15 protein-coding genes and 8 pseudogenes are annotated in these 17,345 nt (G+C 53.7%); 9 read left to right on the top strand and 14 right to left on the bottom strand.

The window, feature by feature from the left end; genetic code table 11:
• Positions 1-89 (top strand): annotated as a pseudogene (locus EQW76_RS27760) (IS5/IS1182 family transposase); the annotation flags it as partial.
• Between the two features lie 141 nt (positions 90-230).
• Here EQW76_RS27760 and EQW76_RS27755 read toward each other — a convergent pair.
• The 5 genes and pseudogenes from EQW76_RS27755 to EQW76_RS27735 all read right to left on the bottom strand — a co-directional run.
• Positions 231-1,003: pseudogene (locus EQW76_RS27755) on the bottom strand (IS630 family transposase); the annotation flags it as partial.
• Positions 1,004-1,173: 170 nt separating this feature from the next.
• Complete coding sequence (locus EQW76_RS27750) at positions 1,174-1,515, bottom strand: hypothetical protein (RefSeq protein ID WP_142832389.1); 342 nt, start codon at positions 1,513-1,515, stop codon at positions 1,174-1,176.
• Complete coding sequence (locus EQW76_RS27745; protein WP_142832390.1) at positions 1,502-1,993, bottom strand: hypothetical protein; 492 nt, start codon at positions 1,991-1,993, stop codon at positions 1,502-1,504. Before EQW76_RS27745 ends, EQW76_RS27750 begins: the two co-directional genes overlap by 14 nt.
• Positions 1,994-2,340: 347 nt before the next feature.
• A complete protein-coding gene (locus EQW76_RS27740; RefSeq protein ID WP_143123487.1) occupies positions 2,341-3,390 on the bottom strand; it encodes a cyanophycin synthetase in 1,050 nt (349 codons plus the stop codon).
• A gap of 466 nt (positions 3,391-3,856) precedes the next feature.
• Complete coding sequence (locus EQW76_RS27735) at positions 3,857-4,477, bottom strand: outer membrane protein (protein WP_142832392.1); 621 nt, start codon at positions 4,475-4,477, stop codon at positions 3,857-3,859.
• Between the two features lie 337 nt (positions 4,478-4,814).
• Between EQW76_RS27735 and EQW76_RS30065 the strand changes: the two are divergent.
• Together EQW76_RS30065 and EQW76_RS27725 are read left to right on the top strand one after the other, a co-directional pair.
• Positions 4,815-5,156 (top strand): annotated as a pseudogene (locus EQW76_RS30065) (transposase); the annotation flags it as partial.
• A 240-nt stretch (positions 5,157-5,396) separates the two neighbouring features.
• A pseudogene (locus EQW76_RS27725) lies at positions 5,397-5,769 on the top strand (transposase); the annotation flags it as partial.
• Positions 5,770-6,583: 814 nt separating this feature from the next.
• Here the strand turns inward: EQW76_RS27725 and EQW76_RS27720 are convergent.
• The 4 genes and pseudogenes from EQW76_RS27720 to EQW76_RS30060 all read right to left on the bottom strand — a co-directional run.
• On the bottom strand, positions 6,584-7,030 hold the full coding sequence (locus EQW76_RS27720) for a hypothetical protein (protein WP_142832394.1): 447 nt from the start codon (positions 7,028-7,030) through the stop codon (positions 6,584-6,586).
• Between the two features lie 96 nt (positions 7,031-7,126).
• Positions 7,127-7,813, bottom strand: coding sequence for a hypothetical protein (locus EQW76_RS27715; protein WP_142832395.1), 687 nt, complete (start codon positions 7,811-7,813; stop codon positions 7,127-7,129).
• A 164-nt stretch (positions 7,814-7,977) separates the two neighbouring features.
• Positions 7,978-8,349: a hypothetical protein gene (locus tag EQW76_RS27710; RefSeq protein ID WP_142832396.1), complete on the bottom strand. Its 372-nt coding sequence runs from the start codon at positions 8,347-8,349 to the stop codon at positions 7,978-7,980.
• Between the two features lie 296 nt (positions 8,350-8,645).
• A pseudogene (locus EQW76_RS30060) lies at positions 8,646-8,795 on the bottom strand (transposase); the annotation flags it as partial.
• Between the two features lie 209 nt (positions 8,796-9,004).
• On the opposite strand from EQW76_RS30060, the gene EQW76_RS27700 reads away from it, so the two are divergent.
• Positions 9,005-9,445, top strand: coding sequence for a MucR family transcriptional regulator (locus tag EQW76_RS27700; RefSeq protein WP_142832397.1), 441 nt, complete (start codon positions 9,005-9,007; stop codon positions 9,443-9,445).
• A gap of 185 nt (positions 9,446-9,630) precedes the next feature.
• Here the strand turns inward: EQW76_RS27700 and EQW76_RS27695 are convergent, their stop codons facing one another.
• The gene (locus EQW76_RS27695; protein WP_142832398.1) at positions 9,631-10,269 is read right to left on the bottom strand and encodes a hydrolase; all 639 of its coding nucleotides are present in this window, start codon (positions 10,267-10,269) and stop codon (positions 9,631-9,633) included.
• 472 nt (positions 10,270-10,741) lie between these two features.
• Between EQW76_RS27695 and EQW76_RS27690 the strand changes: the two genes are divergently transcribed.
• Both EQW76_RS27690 and EQW76_RS27685 read left to right on the top strand, forming a co-directional pair.
• Complete coding sequence (locus EQW76_RS27690) at positions 10,742-11,662, top strand: LysR substrate-binding domain-containing protein (RefSeq protein ID WP_142832399.1); 921 nt, start codon at positions 10,742-10,744, stop codon at positions 11,660-11,662.
• 183 nt (positions 11,663-11,845) lie between these two features.
• A pseudogene (locus EQW76_RS27685) lies at positions 11,846-12,375 on the top strand (IS5 family transposase); the annotation flags it as partial.
• Between the two features lie 1,004 nt (positions 12,376-13,379).
• Here EQW76_RS27685 and EQW76_RS27675 read toward each other — a convergent pair.
• Entirely contained in the window at positions 13,380-14,285 is a 906-nt protein-coding gene (locus tag EQW76_RS27675) for a LysR family transcriptional regulator (protein WP_142832402.1), read from the bottom strand.
• A 249-nt stretch (positions 14,286-14,534) separates the two neighbouring features.
• On the opposite strand from EQW76_RS27675, the gene EQW76_RS27670 reads away from it, so the two are divergent.
• Positions 14,535-15,146 carry an NAD(P)H-dependent oxidoreductase gene (locus EQW76_RS27670; RefSeq protein WP_244615583.1) on the top strand — a complete coding sequence of 204 codons (612 nt, stop codon included), beginning with the start codon at positions 14,535-14,537 and terminating at the stop codon, positions 15,144-15,146.
• 143 nt (positions 15,147-15,289) lie between these two features.
• On the opposite strand, the gene EQW76_RS27665 is transcribed toward EQW76_RS27670, so the two are convergent.
• Positions 15,290-15,619 (bottom strand): hypothetical protein, encoded by a 330-nt coding sequence (locus EQW76_RS27665; protein ID WP_142832404.1) that lies wholly within the window; start codon positions 15,617-15,619, stop codon positions 15,290-15,292.
• 223 nt (positions 15,620-15,842) lie between these two features.
• Here EQW76_RS27665 and EQW76_RS30290 point away from each other — a divergent pair.
• Both EQW76_RS30290 and EQW76_RS30055 read left to right on the top strand, forming a co-directional pair.
• Positions 15,843-15,906, top strand: a pseudogene (locus tag EQW76_RS30290) (Hsp20/alpha crystallin family protein); the annotation flags it as partial.
• 150 nt (positions 15,907-16,056) lie between these two features.
• Positions 16,057-16,300 (top strand): annotated as a pseudogene (locus EQW76_RS30055) (hypothetical protein); the annotation flags it as partial.
• Positions 16,301-16,574: 274 nt separating this feature from the next.
• Here the strand turns inward: EQW76_RS30055 and EQW76_RS27650 are convergent.
• Entirely contained in the window at positions 16,575-17,054 is a 480-nt protein-coding gene (locus EQW76_RS27650) for a DUF4142 domain-containing protein (RefSeq protein ID WP_142832405.1), read from the bottom strand.
• A gap of 11 nt (positions 17,055-17,065) precedes the next feature.
• The gene (locus tag EQW76_RS29100; protein ID WP_153816498.1) at positions 17,066-17,233 is read right to left on the bottom strand and encodes a hypothetical protein; all 168 of its coding nucleotides are present in this window, start codon (positions 17,231-17,233) and stop codon (positions 17,066-17,068) included.
• Positions 17,234-17,345: the final 112 nt, after the last annotated feature.

Here is a 17,345-nt window from a genome sequence, read left to right as displayed (position 1 = left end):
GGAGGCGAATTCACACCCGATACGACCGTTGCGCTCACACCTTCTTCTCAAGCATATGCATCGCGGCCGCCGTTATCTTCTGGCTCTGATTTAACGAGTCCTGAGCCTAAAGTCCTGATGCCGAAACATGATAAAAGCTTTCTATTTCTCAGGTTGGTACGGGCATTTCTGTATGCTAATCACAATCAACAGATCGGTGCAGTTAATGCGGTGAAGGGCATCTTCCACGGAAGAGCAAGGCTGATTTCGTCGAGATGCTGCTGCATGGCGTCTGTGTCGCAATAGGGAAGAACGAGACCTGCCCCCTTGCCTTTCTTGGGGCAGATTGCGCCGAAGATATACGCCCACATGGTGCGCTGATCGTGCGGTGCAGAAGGTCGGGTTCCCCGACGTGCCCAACGGCGCGTGATCTTGTTTTTCTGTCCTATGCGAGCTTCATCGGCCCTCCAGATTTCGAGATCCGTGCCGGGCGGGCATTTGGCCCGGATCTCTGCAAGCGCGGCTGCAAAGTCTTTTTAAAAGCGTCGCCCTCCAGCTCATTCTGCGCATAATGGCGGGGACGAGCAGAGATCTTGGCAAAGCCCAGAGCCTTCAACTCTCGTCCGACCGTCGTATCGTCCATGGAGACACGGAATTCTTCGAAGATCCACTGCGCCAGATCTCTGCGCCGCCATCGCACGACGCCATCGACGGCCGGAATCGGTCCCCGTTCCACGATCTTTGCTAATGCCTGCCGCTGGGTATCATTCAGTTTCGCCCGCCCACCTGGAGCCTTGCCGTTGATCAGCCCATCGGGGCCGCGGGCATTGAAACGCACCACCCAGTCGCGCACGATTTGGACCGTCACGCTGCCAAGCCGGGCCGCATCCGCGCGCGAGCCGCCATCATAGATCGAGGCCAGCGGCAATAGGCGTCGTGCCTGATTGGCATCCTTCGTCTGCCGCGCCAGTAGACGCAGACCCGTACCATCGAAATCCTGCCGCAACGAAAGCGCTGAACCCATTGCAAACCTCCTGTTTGCGCCATCGAGTCAGATTCGTCGACTTTTGGGAACCCCAACAGAGTCACACATCGCGCTCGTTGGTATAATCTATCTAACGATAAGCACGATGGTAATGTAGCAAGCGCGCGCGACAACCAGGAAAATAATGCCATGGGAACTAGCCCAGTCGCTTAGCGCCTCAAAGCGACGTGATTACGTATTTCGCCTATAACCGAGAGAACCACTTTCTTAAAGATGTTGCCAATCGAAATGAGGACGAAAAAGGCAGTGATAACTAACCCCGCGGTCGAAGCCGCGCCGATTGCCAATATCATGATGATGCAACCTCCACAAAGAAGCAGCTCCCGCTTCAAAGCTGCATTTTGAAACTCATCCACCGTGGACATCCAGAGACGAGGTTTCTCCCGAGCAATCGTAAACGGACTCTTCTCCGCTTCAAGCGATTGGTCTATTTTGCTGTTTGTATCACTGGCCTCATCTAGCCCAAGGCTCTTCTGCCTAACGACGTTCATTTTTAACAACTCGCATCGCAGGAAGCCGGTTGTTATAAAATGAAATGCTAGCATTCAACAACGTAGAGAAGAGCCCAACTTTTTGGCAGTGCTCTGAGGAAGGATTGTCATATTTGCTAAATCCGCGCGTTAGCCTCGGAACGTTCAAGATTCTGAGGCGCTCCATGAAAGCATTGCCATCAAATCGCCTTGGCCAAGCGGTGGAATCTGTTTGATCAATGTGGCCATCATAAAAAAACACTTCAAGGTTCAAGACGGGAATGAGCTTTATGTTTCGAACCGTAGCGATACCTGGCCGGGTTGTTACTGCCAGGGTATAAGTTCCTGAGCGGAGTGCATCGAACAATGCAGGGACAGTGTAGACAGCGACTGCTGTATATCCATGCTTCTCAAGCTGCGAGATCACCACATCAGCTGCGCGCTTTGTAAGAAAGACGAGGATTGGGCTGCGGTGCTCAATTTCGGACTGCTGCGTCACAATAATTACTCCTGGTTATAAACAGAACTACCTCATGTCTTTGCAGCAGTGTGTGTAGAAATATTCGATTTTGTTGCAGCTCTATCACCTTTAAAAGGGATCGTATCGATCTCTGCAGGCAACTCCTCGATCAACCATCACTAGTAGAGGGGGTACCGCAGGCCGGCGAGTCACATCACGGGAAGACCTGAGAATACCCCGACTGCCAGCGCCCATGCGTAGCTTAACGCCTTCGAGATCCAGACGTCCGAAACGAGGCTTACAATTTTTAAGATATTTACCGTCGTTTTCCACGGCTCGACAGCAATCTTCGTGCGAAAGCACAAAGCTGCACGCAAAATTGGTCGTCACAAAAACCTTTCTCCCGGGCGCTCCATCGCTATCACCAACTTATAATACAAGTCATCCACGATCTTCCGCTGAGCGATCCCAAGCGAAGCGTAGTGGTCCAGTCCAGGCGCAGAATTGATTTCAATAATCCGGTGCGGACTAGCCGACGGGGTGTCTTCGATCAACCCGTCGATCATCAAATCGACACCCGCCAAACGGAGGCCCATATCCCTCGAAACATCCCTTGCGAGTCTCGTGAAACCCTCACTTATTCGGTCGGTGACGTCAATCGCTGTACCTCCTGACGAAAGGTTAGCATTTTCTAACATCTTCAGTGATTTGCCACTCTCAAGGACGCTTTCAAATGTTAGCCCCTCTGCTTCCAAAGTGCGCCTGATCCGAAAGTCCGCTAAATCAATGGTTTCGCCACGGCCGTTCCGGCGGAACTCTTGCTGAACGCCATCGACTAGTTCACGAAGTGACAACTGGCCGTCCCCTGTGACTGTTAACGGGAGGCGATGGTATGCTGAGATGACTTTGCCGTCCAGCACGACTACGCGGTAGTCATTGCCGACGGCCGGGCGTTCGACGAGGATAACCTTATCCTCTTGCAAAGCGATCCTTGCAGATTCGTTAAACTCGCCTTCATTGCGGACCAAGCTTACGCCCACCCCCCGACTCTTACTGTTTGGCTTAACGAAGACGGGGAATCCAATCTGCCGGGCGTATGCTAATGCTGCGATATATCCCCGGTCCGAAGCCTTCACTTTCCTAGCCCACGTCTCTGAAAAGAAGCTTTCCCCCTCGGTAGCCGGATAACCCATAGAGTGAAGAAAGAATCGCGAATATTGCTTGTCACGAGCAATTGACGATGCGCCCATAGTGTTTAGATCGAACGTCGACGTCCGAAAATAGCGACGAACTCCGCTTTTGTAGGTTATCTGCCCGACGCAATTCCACGTCTCTTCGACCAGGATTTTTGCATCAATTTGCGCGCACACCCTTTTAAGAGTGTCAACGATAGACGAACTAACGTGCATCGTGTCACACTTTTCGATCTTCGACATTCTCAAACTCCTATTGGTTGGCGGCGCCACGACGCGCGAGATCCGGTAGGATTTGCGAAACCCTGTTCTGGCTTTGATCGTAAGCGCCAGGCCGGCAGTAAATTCCGCCTACCACAACAAATCATTTGCAATACCATTGTAATGAAATATCATTACACTGACAAGCACCGCCCCGACGAGCAGAAGTTCTTCTATGCACCTACGCGCGAGGTGATTCAGCGGCCTTCCGCGTACGGATACCCCCTATCTCTCTCGCGTCGCCGGTGGAAGGAGAAATAGGGGTATCCCAATGTTCATGCCGACACCCGCAGTTAAGTCGCTTGGCGGCTTTTTCTCCGCGAGATTGACAATAACCCGATGGCGGCTTGAGTTCGTCCGCCTGGCAATATGAACAGGCGTCGTAGGTTTGGCCGCTTCTCATCGCCTTGCTGGTGTACGAGCTCATGAATGCTCAGTCCCGATCGGATTAGAACTTGTAGCTCGCGCCGATGAGGACTTTATTTTGCGTAGCGCTGAAGTCGCCGATGCTGGACCCAAAATCTTTCTTGCCAAAATCAGAGTATCGGTACTCGCCACGAACGAGAATGTTATCTGTTAAAGCGTGTTCGAGGCCACCGCCTGCCGTCCACCCGATAAGAATATCGTCCTTCTTTCCAGCCGCTGGCACCTCAACCTTGCCACTGGCTGCGGCGATGCCCGCGGTGGCGAAGACCAAGGTACGATCGAAAGCAAAGCCAACGCGGCCCCGTCCGGATGCGTCCCACTCCAAATCTGTTCCCTTGTTCTTTTCAAAATTGTAGTTGAAGTCGTTTTCGATACCGTAGACGATGTTGCCGGATTGAAAGTTGTATCCGGCATGTACGCCTGCCGAACCGCTGTCTAGTTTTTGCGCCTCACCGAACAATTTGGCGTCATTCCAGTTGTAGCCGCCCTGCCCACCGATGTAAAATCCGGACCAGTCGTAGTCAGAACTTACCGTTGCTTCGGGCTGAGGGGCGGCCTGCTCCACCATATCAGCCGCGCAAACCGGCGCCGCGATGGCCGACCCAGCTGCTAGGGTAGCTATCATTACAAATTTGATATGCATAAAATACCTCGTTTTTCTCCAAGTGGAACCGCTTGAGAAGTGATCGGCGGCCTCAATCGCTACTATGCCGCAACGCGATATTGCGGAGTGTTTTTTCATGTTGAGATATGTTGCGCTTATCGTATGTGCCGTCTTCATCCCATTGAAACAGGATATTTTGAAATGGGCGATGGCCAGGCAGATCGAAGACCTCCTATGCGACCTTAACAGCGACCTAGCTTATTCGACGCGGGAGGAATGTCTGGAGTTGCTTAAACAGATTGCCGAAACGACGGTTCGCATCGATGCCCGTACAGCGAAAATCAAAGCTCAGTCGACTGACAATGACACGGCGCGGCGGATGCAGACGATGCCAGGAATTGGACCAATGACAGCCCTGGCCGTTGAAGCATTTGCGCCTCCTATGAACTGTTTCTGGCGCGGTCGCGACTTCGCAGTCTGGCTCGGGCTCGGCCACGGCAATTTTCGACAGGCATAAAGGAGCGGCTCGGCCGCCTGTCGACTGATGATTATTGGTGCGATGTCGCGTCTGAAATGGATGGGCCGGAAGTTCGTTCCGCAACGCTCGTGGCTAGAACGCATGGCGGCGCAAAAGCCGAAAATGCTCGTGGCGATCGCATTCGCGAACAAGATGGCGCGAGTGATATGGGCGATGTTGACGAAGACTGAGGATTATCGACATTCAACGCACGCGTTCGTTGCATGCACGACTTGCAGCACAGACTATCCAAGGCCGGATAAAGGGGGCGTGAGAAGGCGACGATCCGAATGGGCGAACTGATCGGGGTGAAGGAAGCCAGTAGATCGCTTTGAGCTTTGGAGCTCGAATGCAAGATCCGGACCTGATCCGCAGATCACCATAACGGACAGCGGCTTCTGAACATGCCGCATTCGCAGGCCTCACAGAAGACCGCACTCGATCATATGCGCATCCGATCAAAAACGTTGCATTCCGGGTGTCAACCAAAGAAGTGATCTGACAGACAGGGGGTGGTCGCTGATTGCTCCGTTTATTCCCACGCCCTGCCGGTTCAGTCGACCGCGCAAGACGGAATTGCGCGAGGTTTTAAATGCATTGCTTTTATATCGCGTCGAGCTGATGCCAATGCCGTATGCTACCAATGGATTTCCACCCTATTCAGCCGTACACAGTTATTTCTACGATTGGTGCGCGACGGGCTTGTGGCAGCGGATCAAGCATCATCTCGTTATGGGGACGTGAGAGCTGTAGGGAAAGGGAAGCCTCGCCGATCGACAGTCGAAGCGTCAAAACGACCGAAAGCGGCGGGATTGTATTGGCAAAGTCCTTTCGTATTTAAAAGCGACGTTGTATTTTAAATGCAACCTTGCATATGGAGTCAGAAATCTGTTTCTCCTTTCTCCCCTCCCTGCCCAACAGCGACTCTCGCGACTAGACGCCTCATACCTTCATCCCACAACAGGCGCGTGCCCACTTTCCGATTAATCGGCTCGGAAGCTGGGGGAGAACAGCATAGTCCCTTTCACCGAAAGATGCGGCAAGAGTGGGCAGTGCCGCTGTTCTAGTCATAGCGGCAGAATAGCGACGATGGTGCGCTTCGGCAAAAGCGGTGATGGTCACTGGCCTGTCGATCGTCCGCATCTTGCCGACGAGTAATCTCGTCGCGGCGCGCTTCCTGACGCTGCCAGGCCTCACGAGCACGATCACGGCTCGCCGGTGTGCCGTTGAAATCTCGGTAATAAATTGAGGGTTGTCCATAGCCGTCTTCGTCGCTGACGCAACCAGCTAGCAGTGGCGTTGTAAGCAGCAAGGTTAAGAATAGGCCATTGTGATAATTTGACATATGCTTCTCTTCTAGGGATATGTTGTTTGGGAAATGTGGTAGTAGCTTTGGATCGCGTCGAGATGAATGCACAGCGTGTGGTCGCGTGACCGAGCAGGCCAGCATTCCGCGCGCGAGCGTCCTGCTATGGGAACGCGTGCCGCTCTGAAGCAGCCGAAAAGCCTATTTGGGAAAGCCATTATGCAAGGCTTCTCCTACATTGAGCCGCTTTAATCCACGGATACCAAACGGCCCTGATAGATGTGATGGAGATCGTGGCCGACGGGCGGCAGGCCATCCGCTTTCACTTGAGAGCTGGGGGATGCGCGCGACCAAAAATAATCAACTTCAGTGCCTTCAGCAGCCGTCCGAGCGGATGGCCCGAGACATTCTTGTGTGTCACGTCGCAGACGGCACCGTGGCGTTGTCCGTCAGCGTCGACCAGTAGACTTATTCGGTTCAAGAAACCGGCTTGGTCGAACGTCGATCTCTGATTGGACAAGACGAAATAAACATTGGCATCCATTACCCTTATCGAGCCGATCGCGAGGACGAGGGCTATAGACGTGTCCGAAGTGACCACAGCTGCGCATTGGCCCGACCGAATAGCGTCGAAAAGCTCTGGTACAGACCATACTTCCGCAACGTGGAATCCATTCGTTACTAGCGTCGAAACCACAACCCCTGACCTGCTTTCTGGCAAGAACACGATAACCGGGCGGCGGCGCTTTAATTTGAAGGCTTTCGCCATGCGATACTCCTAACTGCATGTTCTGAAGAAGGCCGTTTGCTCTTGCGGCGTGTTCGAATGCATGCGCTGTGTTGGGCGGCGCCGATCAACGCCAATTCAATTCAAACCGGCCATCTTTCCCAGAGCATCTCGACCCACTCTAAGGGCCGTAAGAGGCGCGACAGCGGTTTGAACCAGAACGAAACGAGCATCATCAAAGACCGCAGATGGCATGGGTTGTTTTTCCTCGGTCTGAGTGTTTATCGTGACGGCGACTGGGTTCTTCTTTGAAGACGAGGAGCTCGAGATCAATGGATGCTGGGCCTCGCACCGCGGCTTGCATTGATCGAAGCGAGCCACGCCTGCCGTTAACTCTGCTTTTGAACCTGTCGCGCCGCCTGCCCCGGCCGCGCGTTTTACTGCCGGAACGGGACGCCGAGTTGGGATAGCAACGACGGGAAGAGATGCAAGTTCGGACTTGATTTCTCCAGACGAGGCGGGCGCCACATCGACGGCCCCCTGTAGTTTCGTTGAACCGACCGTGACAACGGATGTCGTTGCTGGCATCGCTAGCTTTTCGTCATTTAAGGTAACAGCAGGAGTGGAGATCGGCTGGGCATAGAGAAACGCGCAGAGCAGGCATGCAAATGTCCCGGCCGCCAGAACCCGGCGGCGATTTGACCGCGGCCTGAAATTGATAACGTCAATCTCGTGACGGTGCTGCCACAACCTACGGGCGCGGATGACTTCACCAGTTGGGACGTTGGAGGCCAACAGCAAGTCGCCATTAAGATGATTAGGCATGTCATTTCCTTTCTCGAAGGGAGGTGGGACTTCTGATACAATGTGAAGAGTCGCGGCACCCAAACTGTGCTGCTTTGCGGCACAAATGTTGCCTCTGGCTTCACGCTGAATGGTTTTTAGATGACCGCAGATCAAATCATGAACCCCAGAGTTGATCGCCGACCTCAACGCCGATCATGCACTACACCCATGATGTCGCCGCTGCGCGACACGCTCACGAGCAGATCATCGCCACCGCGCGAAGCTTGTACAAGATACCGCATCCCTACATCTTCGACGTTTCTGACACTATAGCCGCGAGCCTCAAGCAATCGAATGACATCCTGGGGCCCGAAACTCGTCCGGCGTTCTTGCCATCTATTTCTCGTGTCGTGCTCGTGGTTCCAGGTCCTAAGAAACCTGTACTCGGTTTCGCCCTCATCCGAGTTGGGATCGGCATAAGGATCGTTGTTGATGACCACCTGCGAGAGGGCGGGAGCGACCCCGGCAACTGTGATGAATGCGGCCATACTAAGCGCAGAGACTATGCTTTTCATTGACGTCCTCCTTTGGTCTGGTGATGCTTTAAGCATCTGAGCGTCACTCGGATTGTACTTCGTGCCGTCCGAGCTTGAAGCTGCCAAACACGCACAATGTTCAAATTCGGTAAGTGTCGCGATGGGGTCGAAACCTTCAATGCACGACGTCATCTTTATGCGCCCCTTCGCTATTGCGGTGTGTCCTTTGATATTGAGAAATGTTGCAGGCTCGATCAAAACCTTCGAAGGGTGTGAAGTTTTCGGTATTCTTTTTGCATCTCTGCAAATCATGCGACAAAGGCGATAGCGTCGCGCCGAGCGTTGCGTGCTCGACCGATGCGCTGGTCTCTATCGACATTGCTACTTTGGTGCGGCATGGGCGCGAGGCCGACATAACTTGCCAACTGTTTTGTGTTTCCAGGTGCAGTTGGCCAATGCCACTTAGCAAGCAGATAACCAACCACATCAACCGGCATTTTTGTGATCTTGATGCTCTAACGTTCAAGCTATCTATAATTGGCGGCAACCGGTGGAAACACTAAAATCGGTTGCGTACCACAATGTGATGTTATAACATTGTGGTGGTTAAGTGATGCGCTCTAAGATTTGTCGGCTATAGGCCGTGGTGCCCTAGCGAGTTGGATTCTTCGTACAACCATTAACAAGGACTAAAATGACTACCCAAGTTGATGAGATCTCGATTACTTTGACCGCAGAGCTCACCGCCGACATCGTTTCAGCCTATGTTGGGAACCACGTTGTTCCCGTCGGCGAGCTTTCAAAGCTAATAAAGGATATTCATTTCGCGCTCCGTCGCGCCAGCGGTGAGCTGCCAAAGCAAGTTACTCCAATCAAGCTGGTACTGCCAGTCACGATCAAAAAGTCAATTCAAAACAACTTTCTAATCTGCCTTGAAGATGGGCAGAAATTCAAATCGTTGAAGCGCCATCTGATGACGCATTACAAAATGAGCCCCGATCAATACAGACAAAAATGGGGGTTACCGGCCGACTATCCCATGGTCGCCCCTGCTTACTCTGAAGCAAGATCTCGCCTCGCTAAAGAGATGGGATTTGGCCACCGTCTGACAAAACGAGGTAATTTTTCAAATTAGATGACCCCTGCCGCTTTTATAGAAATAACATTGACGAGGACATTAGATGGAAAATGAAAAAAACGATCCTCTGGAACGGTGGTCTCTCAAGGAGCCAACAGATCTCCGCGTAGTTCACTCGTTGCTTGCATACCTTGAAACTGTGCGGTGACAGCGATTCTGTCGCCGCATAATCCATTTCATCGTCATTCAGAATGATCAGCTGCTGTCTCTGGGTTGAAGCCGTCGGAGTTAGCGAAGACGTCCATGAAGCCCGGTACCGTTGCCTCGCGCGACCAGTCACGTTGGAGTTCGCAATACATCTGGACGCGGCTGATTAGCTTAGCGCCAGCCTGTTCGACACGACGCAGTGCCGCCTCGTGCGCGGCGAGCGAGGTGCCGCCGACAGCATCGACCGGCACATAAACTTCATAGCCTTCCTGTAGAGCGTCGAGTGCAGGGAACGCCAGGCAAGCTTCTGTCCAAAGCGCCGTCATTATAAGCTTCTTGCGGCCGATCGCCTTTACGGCTTGCTTGAACTCCGTGTCTTCCCAACTGTTGATCGAAGTGCGGTCGTAGGTCGGCAGGTGGCCAAGAACGTCTTGCAATTGCTGAATTGGCGGCTTGTTGCGTCCCGACACGACGTTAACGGTCGAGTGGATAATCGGTAGGTTGTAATTCACAGCGGCTTTGGCAGTGCTCACAATGTTGAAAACCAATTCGTCGCGTGACATTGAGCGGATCGACGAGACTTGGATCGGCTGGTAGTCGATAATGATAAATGCCGCATTCTCCGGGGTGAGGAGATGATCAGTCTTGGCATTGCGTATTGCTTCACTAGTCATGAAAAATTTCCTTTATTAGATATTTCGCTGAAGTCGGGCCAGGGCCCTTTATCGATTGGAAGGGTAAGCTAACGCTTTTTCACAGAGAAAAGGTAGCCGGCGCATAGCTCAAGTAGGTCTCAATAATACAATTCCTGTTGCAGTGAGGCCGGTTGTTAAATCTTGGGCGGTTCGGATTGAACGACCACTTGACAGGTTCAATATCTTAATTCCTCCATCCTGAACTTGCGATCAAAAGAGCACTGTCTTAACCTTGCTTGGCTTTTGTCCGTCTCGAACGGTTACTCCGTCAGCACCACAATCGCGGTCGAATGGCCTGCTGGCAGATCGGCGTCGGACTTCATAGGCAGTCTTTGTATAAGCGCCCGCTATCTGTTCTTCGCTGACAAAAATCGTTGCGGAAATTTAATACCAGTGCAACGATAGCGTTGAAAGCTTGCCCAACGCGACGCAGCGTCCTATAGAGGGGACGATGAAAGACTTAAACGATCTGTACTACTTCGCGGTTGTCGTCGACCACGGCGGGTTCTCGCCAGCAGGGCGCGCGCTCGGAATTCAAAAATCTCGATTGAGCCGCCGCGTGCTTCTCCTAGAGCAACGCTTGGGCGTCCGTCTCATCAACCGTTCATCCCGCCACTTCTCTGTAACCGACGTGGGGCGCGCTTTCCATGAGCGATGCGCTGCGATGCTGATCGAAGCGGAAGAAGCCGAACAGATTGTGGCAGCGGTTAAATCAGAACCGCGCGGTGTAGTGCGCATGAGTTGCCCCTCAGGACTACTTTCATTGCAGTTCAGCGAAATAATTGCGCGTTTCATGATGCAAAACCCTAACATCCAAGTGCAGTTGGACGGGACAAACCGTCGCGTTGATGTGATTGCAGAGGGGTTCGACCTGTCTATCCGCGTTCGTTTTCCTCCACTTGAGCCGACCGGTCTTGTTATGAAAAAGCTTGACGAGAGTTTACAGTGTCTTGTTGCGGCGCCTAACCTATTGAGTTGTCAAATCAAATCGCCCGTCGACTTAAAGAGCCTATCCAGCCTTGATTTGGGACGACGACAAAGAGAGTACGCTTGGAAACTGCACCACGCCAACGGTGAAGTTGCAATTATTCCCCATTCACCAAGATTGGTGACAGATGACATGTCGACCCTTCGTGATGCAGCTCTTTCGGGTGTTGGTGCCGTACAACTTCCGACCGTCTTCATTTGCGATGATATAAAAGCAGGGCGCCTAATACATCTTTTGCCTGATTGGAGGCCGGAGGCAGGTATAGTTCACGCTGTCTTCCCCTCGCGGCGCGGGCTCCTTCCATCGGTTCGGACGCTTGTCGATTTCCTTGCTCATGAATGTGCAGTCCGTCGAACGCACGCCAATAAGATAGTACCCCCTTAACGGTTCCAAGCCGTGGGAAGCTGCCGAGATCAAAACGTCAGAATTCTTCCCAGGTGTCCTCGACCGCGACATCGCCGCCGAACGCCTTCGCGACCTTCCCCATCATCCGTGTAGTCTAGGCGGTGTTCCCATAAACGGGGTTCATCTTATTGACGATGTGTGGTTCAATTTCCTTGAAAGGAGATTGCCACGCGCCGTTACGAATTGAGCGACGAAGAATGGGCTATCATTGCACCTCTTTTGCCGAACAATAGCCTTGGAATTGAACGTGTCGATGACCGCCGGGTGATCAACGGCATCCTCTGGCGTTTCAGGACTGGTTCGTCTTGGCGAGATGTGCCGGAGCATTATGGCCCGCGCACGACGCTTTGCAATCGGTTCTCCCGATGGCGCAAGGCGGGTGTCTGGGATCGTCTTCTGGACGCCGTTTCAAAGCGTTACGATGAAAATATCGTGATGATCTACAGTTCTTGTGTTCGCGTTCACCAGCATGGTGCCAACGCTAAAAAGGGGGATCTGCCGATCCTTGCGTGGGACGTTCGCGCGGCGGCCTGACGACAAAGATCCACGCTCTTGTCGATGCAGATGGCAGATCGGTTCGGCTTAAACTCACCGCTGGCCAAGCCGCCGATGTACCGATGGCTGAAAAGCTGTTGAGCGACCTGCGGCACGGCGCGACGATCCTCGCCGACAAAGCACATGACACCGACGCATAGGTGTTTAAGTCCCTCGCCGAGACCTGCGGTCGCTTCAGCCATGGTCTCATCCTTTACACGACCAGCTTCGGCATTTCGACAGCGCTCGTCGTCCGTCATACTGCGTTGGGTGAAAGCCTCTTGTTCAAGACGCGATTTGGCAATGGCGTTTGTCCGAAATACCTCGACGGCCGTCGCCATTTCACTGATCTCGTCGGCACGACCGGAATATGGAATCGGCGACGCGGCATCGCCATAGCAGATGTGATTTGTTCGATTGGCCGGGCCAGGCCGGCAAACGCAAAAATGCCGTTATTACCATTCATCTTCGTTGTTTGAGCGAATGAGCCAAGTTATTGATCTTATATAAATGGGCATTGATCGTGCCCGATGGCCCCGATCGCGTAATCCGATTGACATGATCTTCCTTGGTTGATGGCTGAGCTTATTCCAAGCCTTGCAGCAGTGATCGACGATATCGTCATACTATGTGAAAACCGGTTGGCAGCCATTGTAGCGCCTGAATTGCCATACGTTCTAATGGGTTGAGTTCAGGGGAACGCGGCTACAAGAATAGCAAGGTGATGTTTTTCGGCACGATCAGCTTGGCCAATGAGTGCCAGCCCGCCTGATCAAGGATCAGCACCGCGTGCGCATCGGGATCGACCTCGGCAATGATTTACGAAAGATGTTCGATATTATCCTGCATGTCGCACCAGGGCATGACAATGCCTGCTCCCTTGCACTTCTTTGGGCAGATCGTACACCGCGGGGCATCAGTGGATTGAGCATCTGCTTGGACACTGGCAGGTAGACGCAATTGACGTCCTTACTGCGGCATTCGTGGTGTCAGTCTCCCGGAATCGCTGGTAAAAGAAGATCCGAAGTTAACCGGCCGGCTCACGGTAGCTTGAATATTTCCTCCGGATCGAATTTTTAAACTTAACCGCTGTTTTGGAACTCTGTCGCCTCCAGTGGTGTTCGTTGAAAACCGTAGTTACGGAAGTGTTTACGACCCAATTTTAGCATTTAGTGCCCGAGCATTGCTTGAGACGATCGATCATCCAGCGGCCTGCGGGGCCAGGCGGTGTGTCGACCCGGTAGACAGCAGACATCGGCAGCTTCAGGCCACCTAGCGGTATGTCCTGGATGGAGAGTTGCACAAGGCGTCCCTCCTCGATGTCCTTCCGCACGGCATGCAGGGGCATGCCACCCCATCCGAGGCCGCTGATGAGGAATGCGTGCTTGGCAAACAGATCGGCGAGGCGCCAAGTTAAAGGCGACATGACGCCGAACTCACGGCCTGCTGACAGGTCGGTCCGATCCGTCAGCACCAGTTGGACATGTCGTGCCAGATCTTCCCGGGGGATCAAGCCTTCATACGCGGCGAGTGGATGGGTTGAGGCGGCGACCATGACAAATTCAACGCTGGCGAGACCCTCTCCAACTAACCCTGAGGGCAATGTCGGCAGCGAAACTACCAGCCCGAAACTGGCGCGACCATCGATCAACGGCTGCACAGCCCCGCCGAGGGCCTCGACATAAAGCCGCAGCGGAGTAGCGGGAAACTCCCTCCGAAACTCGTGCGACACATCGGCGATCACCGAAATGGGGAAGAAAACGTCGATGACGGCAGAAAGCTCCGGTTCAAGCCCACCTGCTATGCCTTTCGCCCGCGCCTTCATGCCGTCGACGGCGCTGACGACGGATCGCGCGTCGACCAGCAAAGCGTTGCCCTGCGCCGTCAGCCGCGGATAACGGCCGGTCCGATCGAACAGCATGACTGCCAGCTGGGCCTCGAGGTTGGCGATCGTTTCACTGACCGCCGACTGCGTCCGGCGCAGCCGGCGGCCTGCTGCAGAAAAGCTCCCTTCGTCGGCGGCCGCCACAAAAGTCCGCAATTGGTCGAGCGATAGGCCATCGAGCATGCCATCCTCCATTATAGGCTGAACCGATAGGTCTTATCGAATGATACCGGCCAGCTCCTCCAGTGCAAGTCTGGCGCCGATCGCTTACCGTTGGCAAACATATCGAATTTACCGATGGATACCATCGAGACGTCATGGCTTCTCAGATGTAGAGCTGCGTGACATGGATCTCTGATGATAAAGACGCTCAGACATTTTTTCACACGCACAGCCAAGGCCGATCAATCCGGGCAAATGGAGACTTTTCCCATGACAACCATCCTCCACATCGATTCCAGCATTCTCGGCGGCTACTCGGTGAGCCGAACGCTCACAGCTGAAATCGTCGCCAAGCAGGAAGCGCTGCATCCGGGCGCGCGGGTTATCCGTCGCGATCTGGTCGTCGACGCGGCAATGCATTTATCGGATGCCCATCTCGCTGTATTCCAAGGTGGCGAAGTCGGCAATCCCGCCCTCGGCCAGGATCTTGCCACCGGCGGCGCCTATATCGACGATCTGTTTGCTGCGGATATCATCGTCATCGGCGCACCGATGTATAACTTCACCATTCCGACGCAGCTGAAGGGCTGGATCGACCGCGTCTGCGTTGCCGGCCGCACCTTCCAATATGGCGCTAACGGCCCCGAAGGACTGGTCAAGGGCAAAAAGGTCTACCTGGCGTCGGCCCGTGGCGGTGTCTACTCGGTTGGCAGCCCTGCCGCTGGTCTAGATCATCAGGAAACCTATCTACGCGGCGTGCTCGGCTTTATCGGCCTCACCGACGTGACTATCATTCGCGCGGAAGGCCTTGCCTTGGGTGAAGATGCCAAGGCAGCAGCGGTATCCGCCGCCAAAGCCCAAATCGAAGCGCTCGCCGCCTGATCCTGTGTCGATTGCCGGCAGCCCCTTCGGGAACCGAGGAGCTGCCGGCTGGTCTCGACGGTGATAATGTGAAAAAATCGGGCAGCTTTGGCTGCCCGATCGCGTGTCAGGAATGGACAGCCGATCATCAGCTTGAAGGTCTGTCATGGTTGGTTACCGCCTGCCGGATGTTCCGGTTCAACAGCGAGAGTTTCTCTCGGATGTTTTGGTAGGCTTTTTAGCGGTGAAGCTTCACAGATAGTCGAGACGTAGCTCATGCCTGCGCGGAAGGCCGCACGACAATGTCGCTGATTGTCCACGTTGTCCGTCTGCGCGATGGTGAGGGTAATCGCGCGCGCAATCTTGTCGGGCGTTATCGCCGTGCGCGCAAGAACGTCTGTTGTCGTTTGTCCACGACCCTGGAGAATTCCGTTCTCGCTCACGTTGTTTCGCAGCATATTAAACATGAATTCATGAATTAGTTGGGTCGTCACTTTTCTTCGGTGCGCTAGGGGAAATCAGTTGAGGCTTCGATTCGAGCGGCAGACGGAGAGGCAATGATGTCATAACCTTTCCGCCCGTTGACCATCGCTGGAGCCGCGGCAGGCACTCAAATTCTTCCCAGTTTTCCTTGATGGCAGCATTCCCGGAAAAGGATCGTTAGTTCTCCGAGCGCTACTACTGTCGTTTCGAGCGCCGCACCCTCGTCGGCGTCGAAGTCGATGAGGCCAAGGTTAAGTCCAGCTTTAGGGACGGCATTTTGACCGTTACTCCTGGTTGAGCATGCGCACGCAGCCCGACGACTTGTCGAAGACTGAGAAGGCGCAGACGCAGGTCATGCGGATCGCCGTCAAGAGCTAACCGGACCCGCCCGGCGGCCAGCCTTATTGGGGGACCGCTGGCATGCTTCGCCAACAGGGAGGGATAAATGATGGAGATTATCAGATACACACATCACCCAAGCAAAAGACCGCCTTCCGGCAGCAGGGCCTCCAATGATAACCGGCGAAAGCGTCCAGTTTTCGGCCGCTCCGTATTTCCCCGAAGATGCCGTCTCCCGCATCTTTAAACTATCACGCTCGGCGACGACATCGAGCAAAGCGCGGATGAACAGCTGGCGGCTCGTCTTCGAGCGCCGCGCGCCGTTCATCGAGAGTTTGATGGGAGATACGGGCAGCTTGAACCGGACATCCTACCCTCACTGTGATTCGGCATAAATAGCCCTATCAACGTTTGGAATACCAAAGGTTATTACGCGTATCGGCATTGGGACTCTTTGCTGATTTACCATATATGAAGGCCTTCGTTTTGAACTTACAAAGCCCTCACGCATAGGTCACCGGATGTCAGAACACCAGACCTGGCAGAAGAGCGACCGACGAGCAGCCGCTTCCTAGACACCTATTTCTTGAGATCCTGCGCCATCATCAGATGATGTTCCAAGGCAGGTCAGGTGGTTGCTGCCCACGTCTTCAGGTCGGCATTGTCGCCACCATCGCCGTACCGCTTGAAGAGATCCACCGCGTCCTTATGTGCGGAAACCTGGTCGGAGTGATATTGTTTGTTGAAATCGTCACCCTGCAAGCCGTTGAGTTTGTCGAGCATGCTTTGCTGGGAAGATGTCATGGCGGCGGGAATTACTGCCTTGACCTTTCCTGCGTCGACCATTTGCTTTAATTCGGTCGAAGTCTTGGTATGATCAGTAATCATCTGTTGCGCGAACGTTTTTGTAGAGGGGTCAGCCCGCTCGACCGCGAGCTTACTGGAAGCGATTTCAAACAGGTCACTGGTAGCGGCCTCGGCAACGAAATCTTCGGTTTTAGGAGCGCTGCCCAACAGAGAGTTCACGCCTGTGGATTCGGCAGCCGACTGAGCGAAGGCGCCAGTTGAAATCATCAAAAACATTGCAGTGACTGCGATCTTGTTCATTTTCTTCTCCTCTATGCGTTTGAAACGTGTGAGGCCCTAAGGGCGCGAAGTCTTGCGGTCTTTTCAGCTGCTTCCGCCAGGCGCCTGCTCTCCGCAGCGAAGGCGATTTCCTTAGATTTTTCAGCCAAAAGCCGCCGCTCTTCTTTCGTCAATTGAAGGCGTCGTTTTTTCTCTTCCATGATTTACTCCGTCCCTAACGATGAATTTGTACGAGACTTGGAGTAGTTAGGACGGTCTAGGTTCTGTTGACAAAGTTGGATTGGGCGCTTGTGAGTGATCGCGATCTGGATA

It is taken from the genome of Rhizobium sp. rho-13.1 (assembly GCF_007000305.1).
Taxonomy (GTDB): Bacteria; Pseudomonadota; Alphaproteobacteria; order Rhizobiales; family Rhizobiaceae; genus Rhizobium; species Rhizobium rhododendri.
The sequence above is the reverse complement of the archived record's forward strand: the minus strand, read 5'-3'. Positions and strand labels throughout refer to the sequence as shown.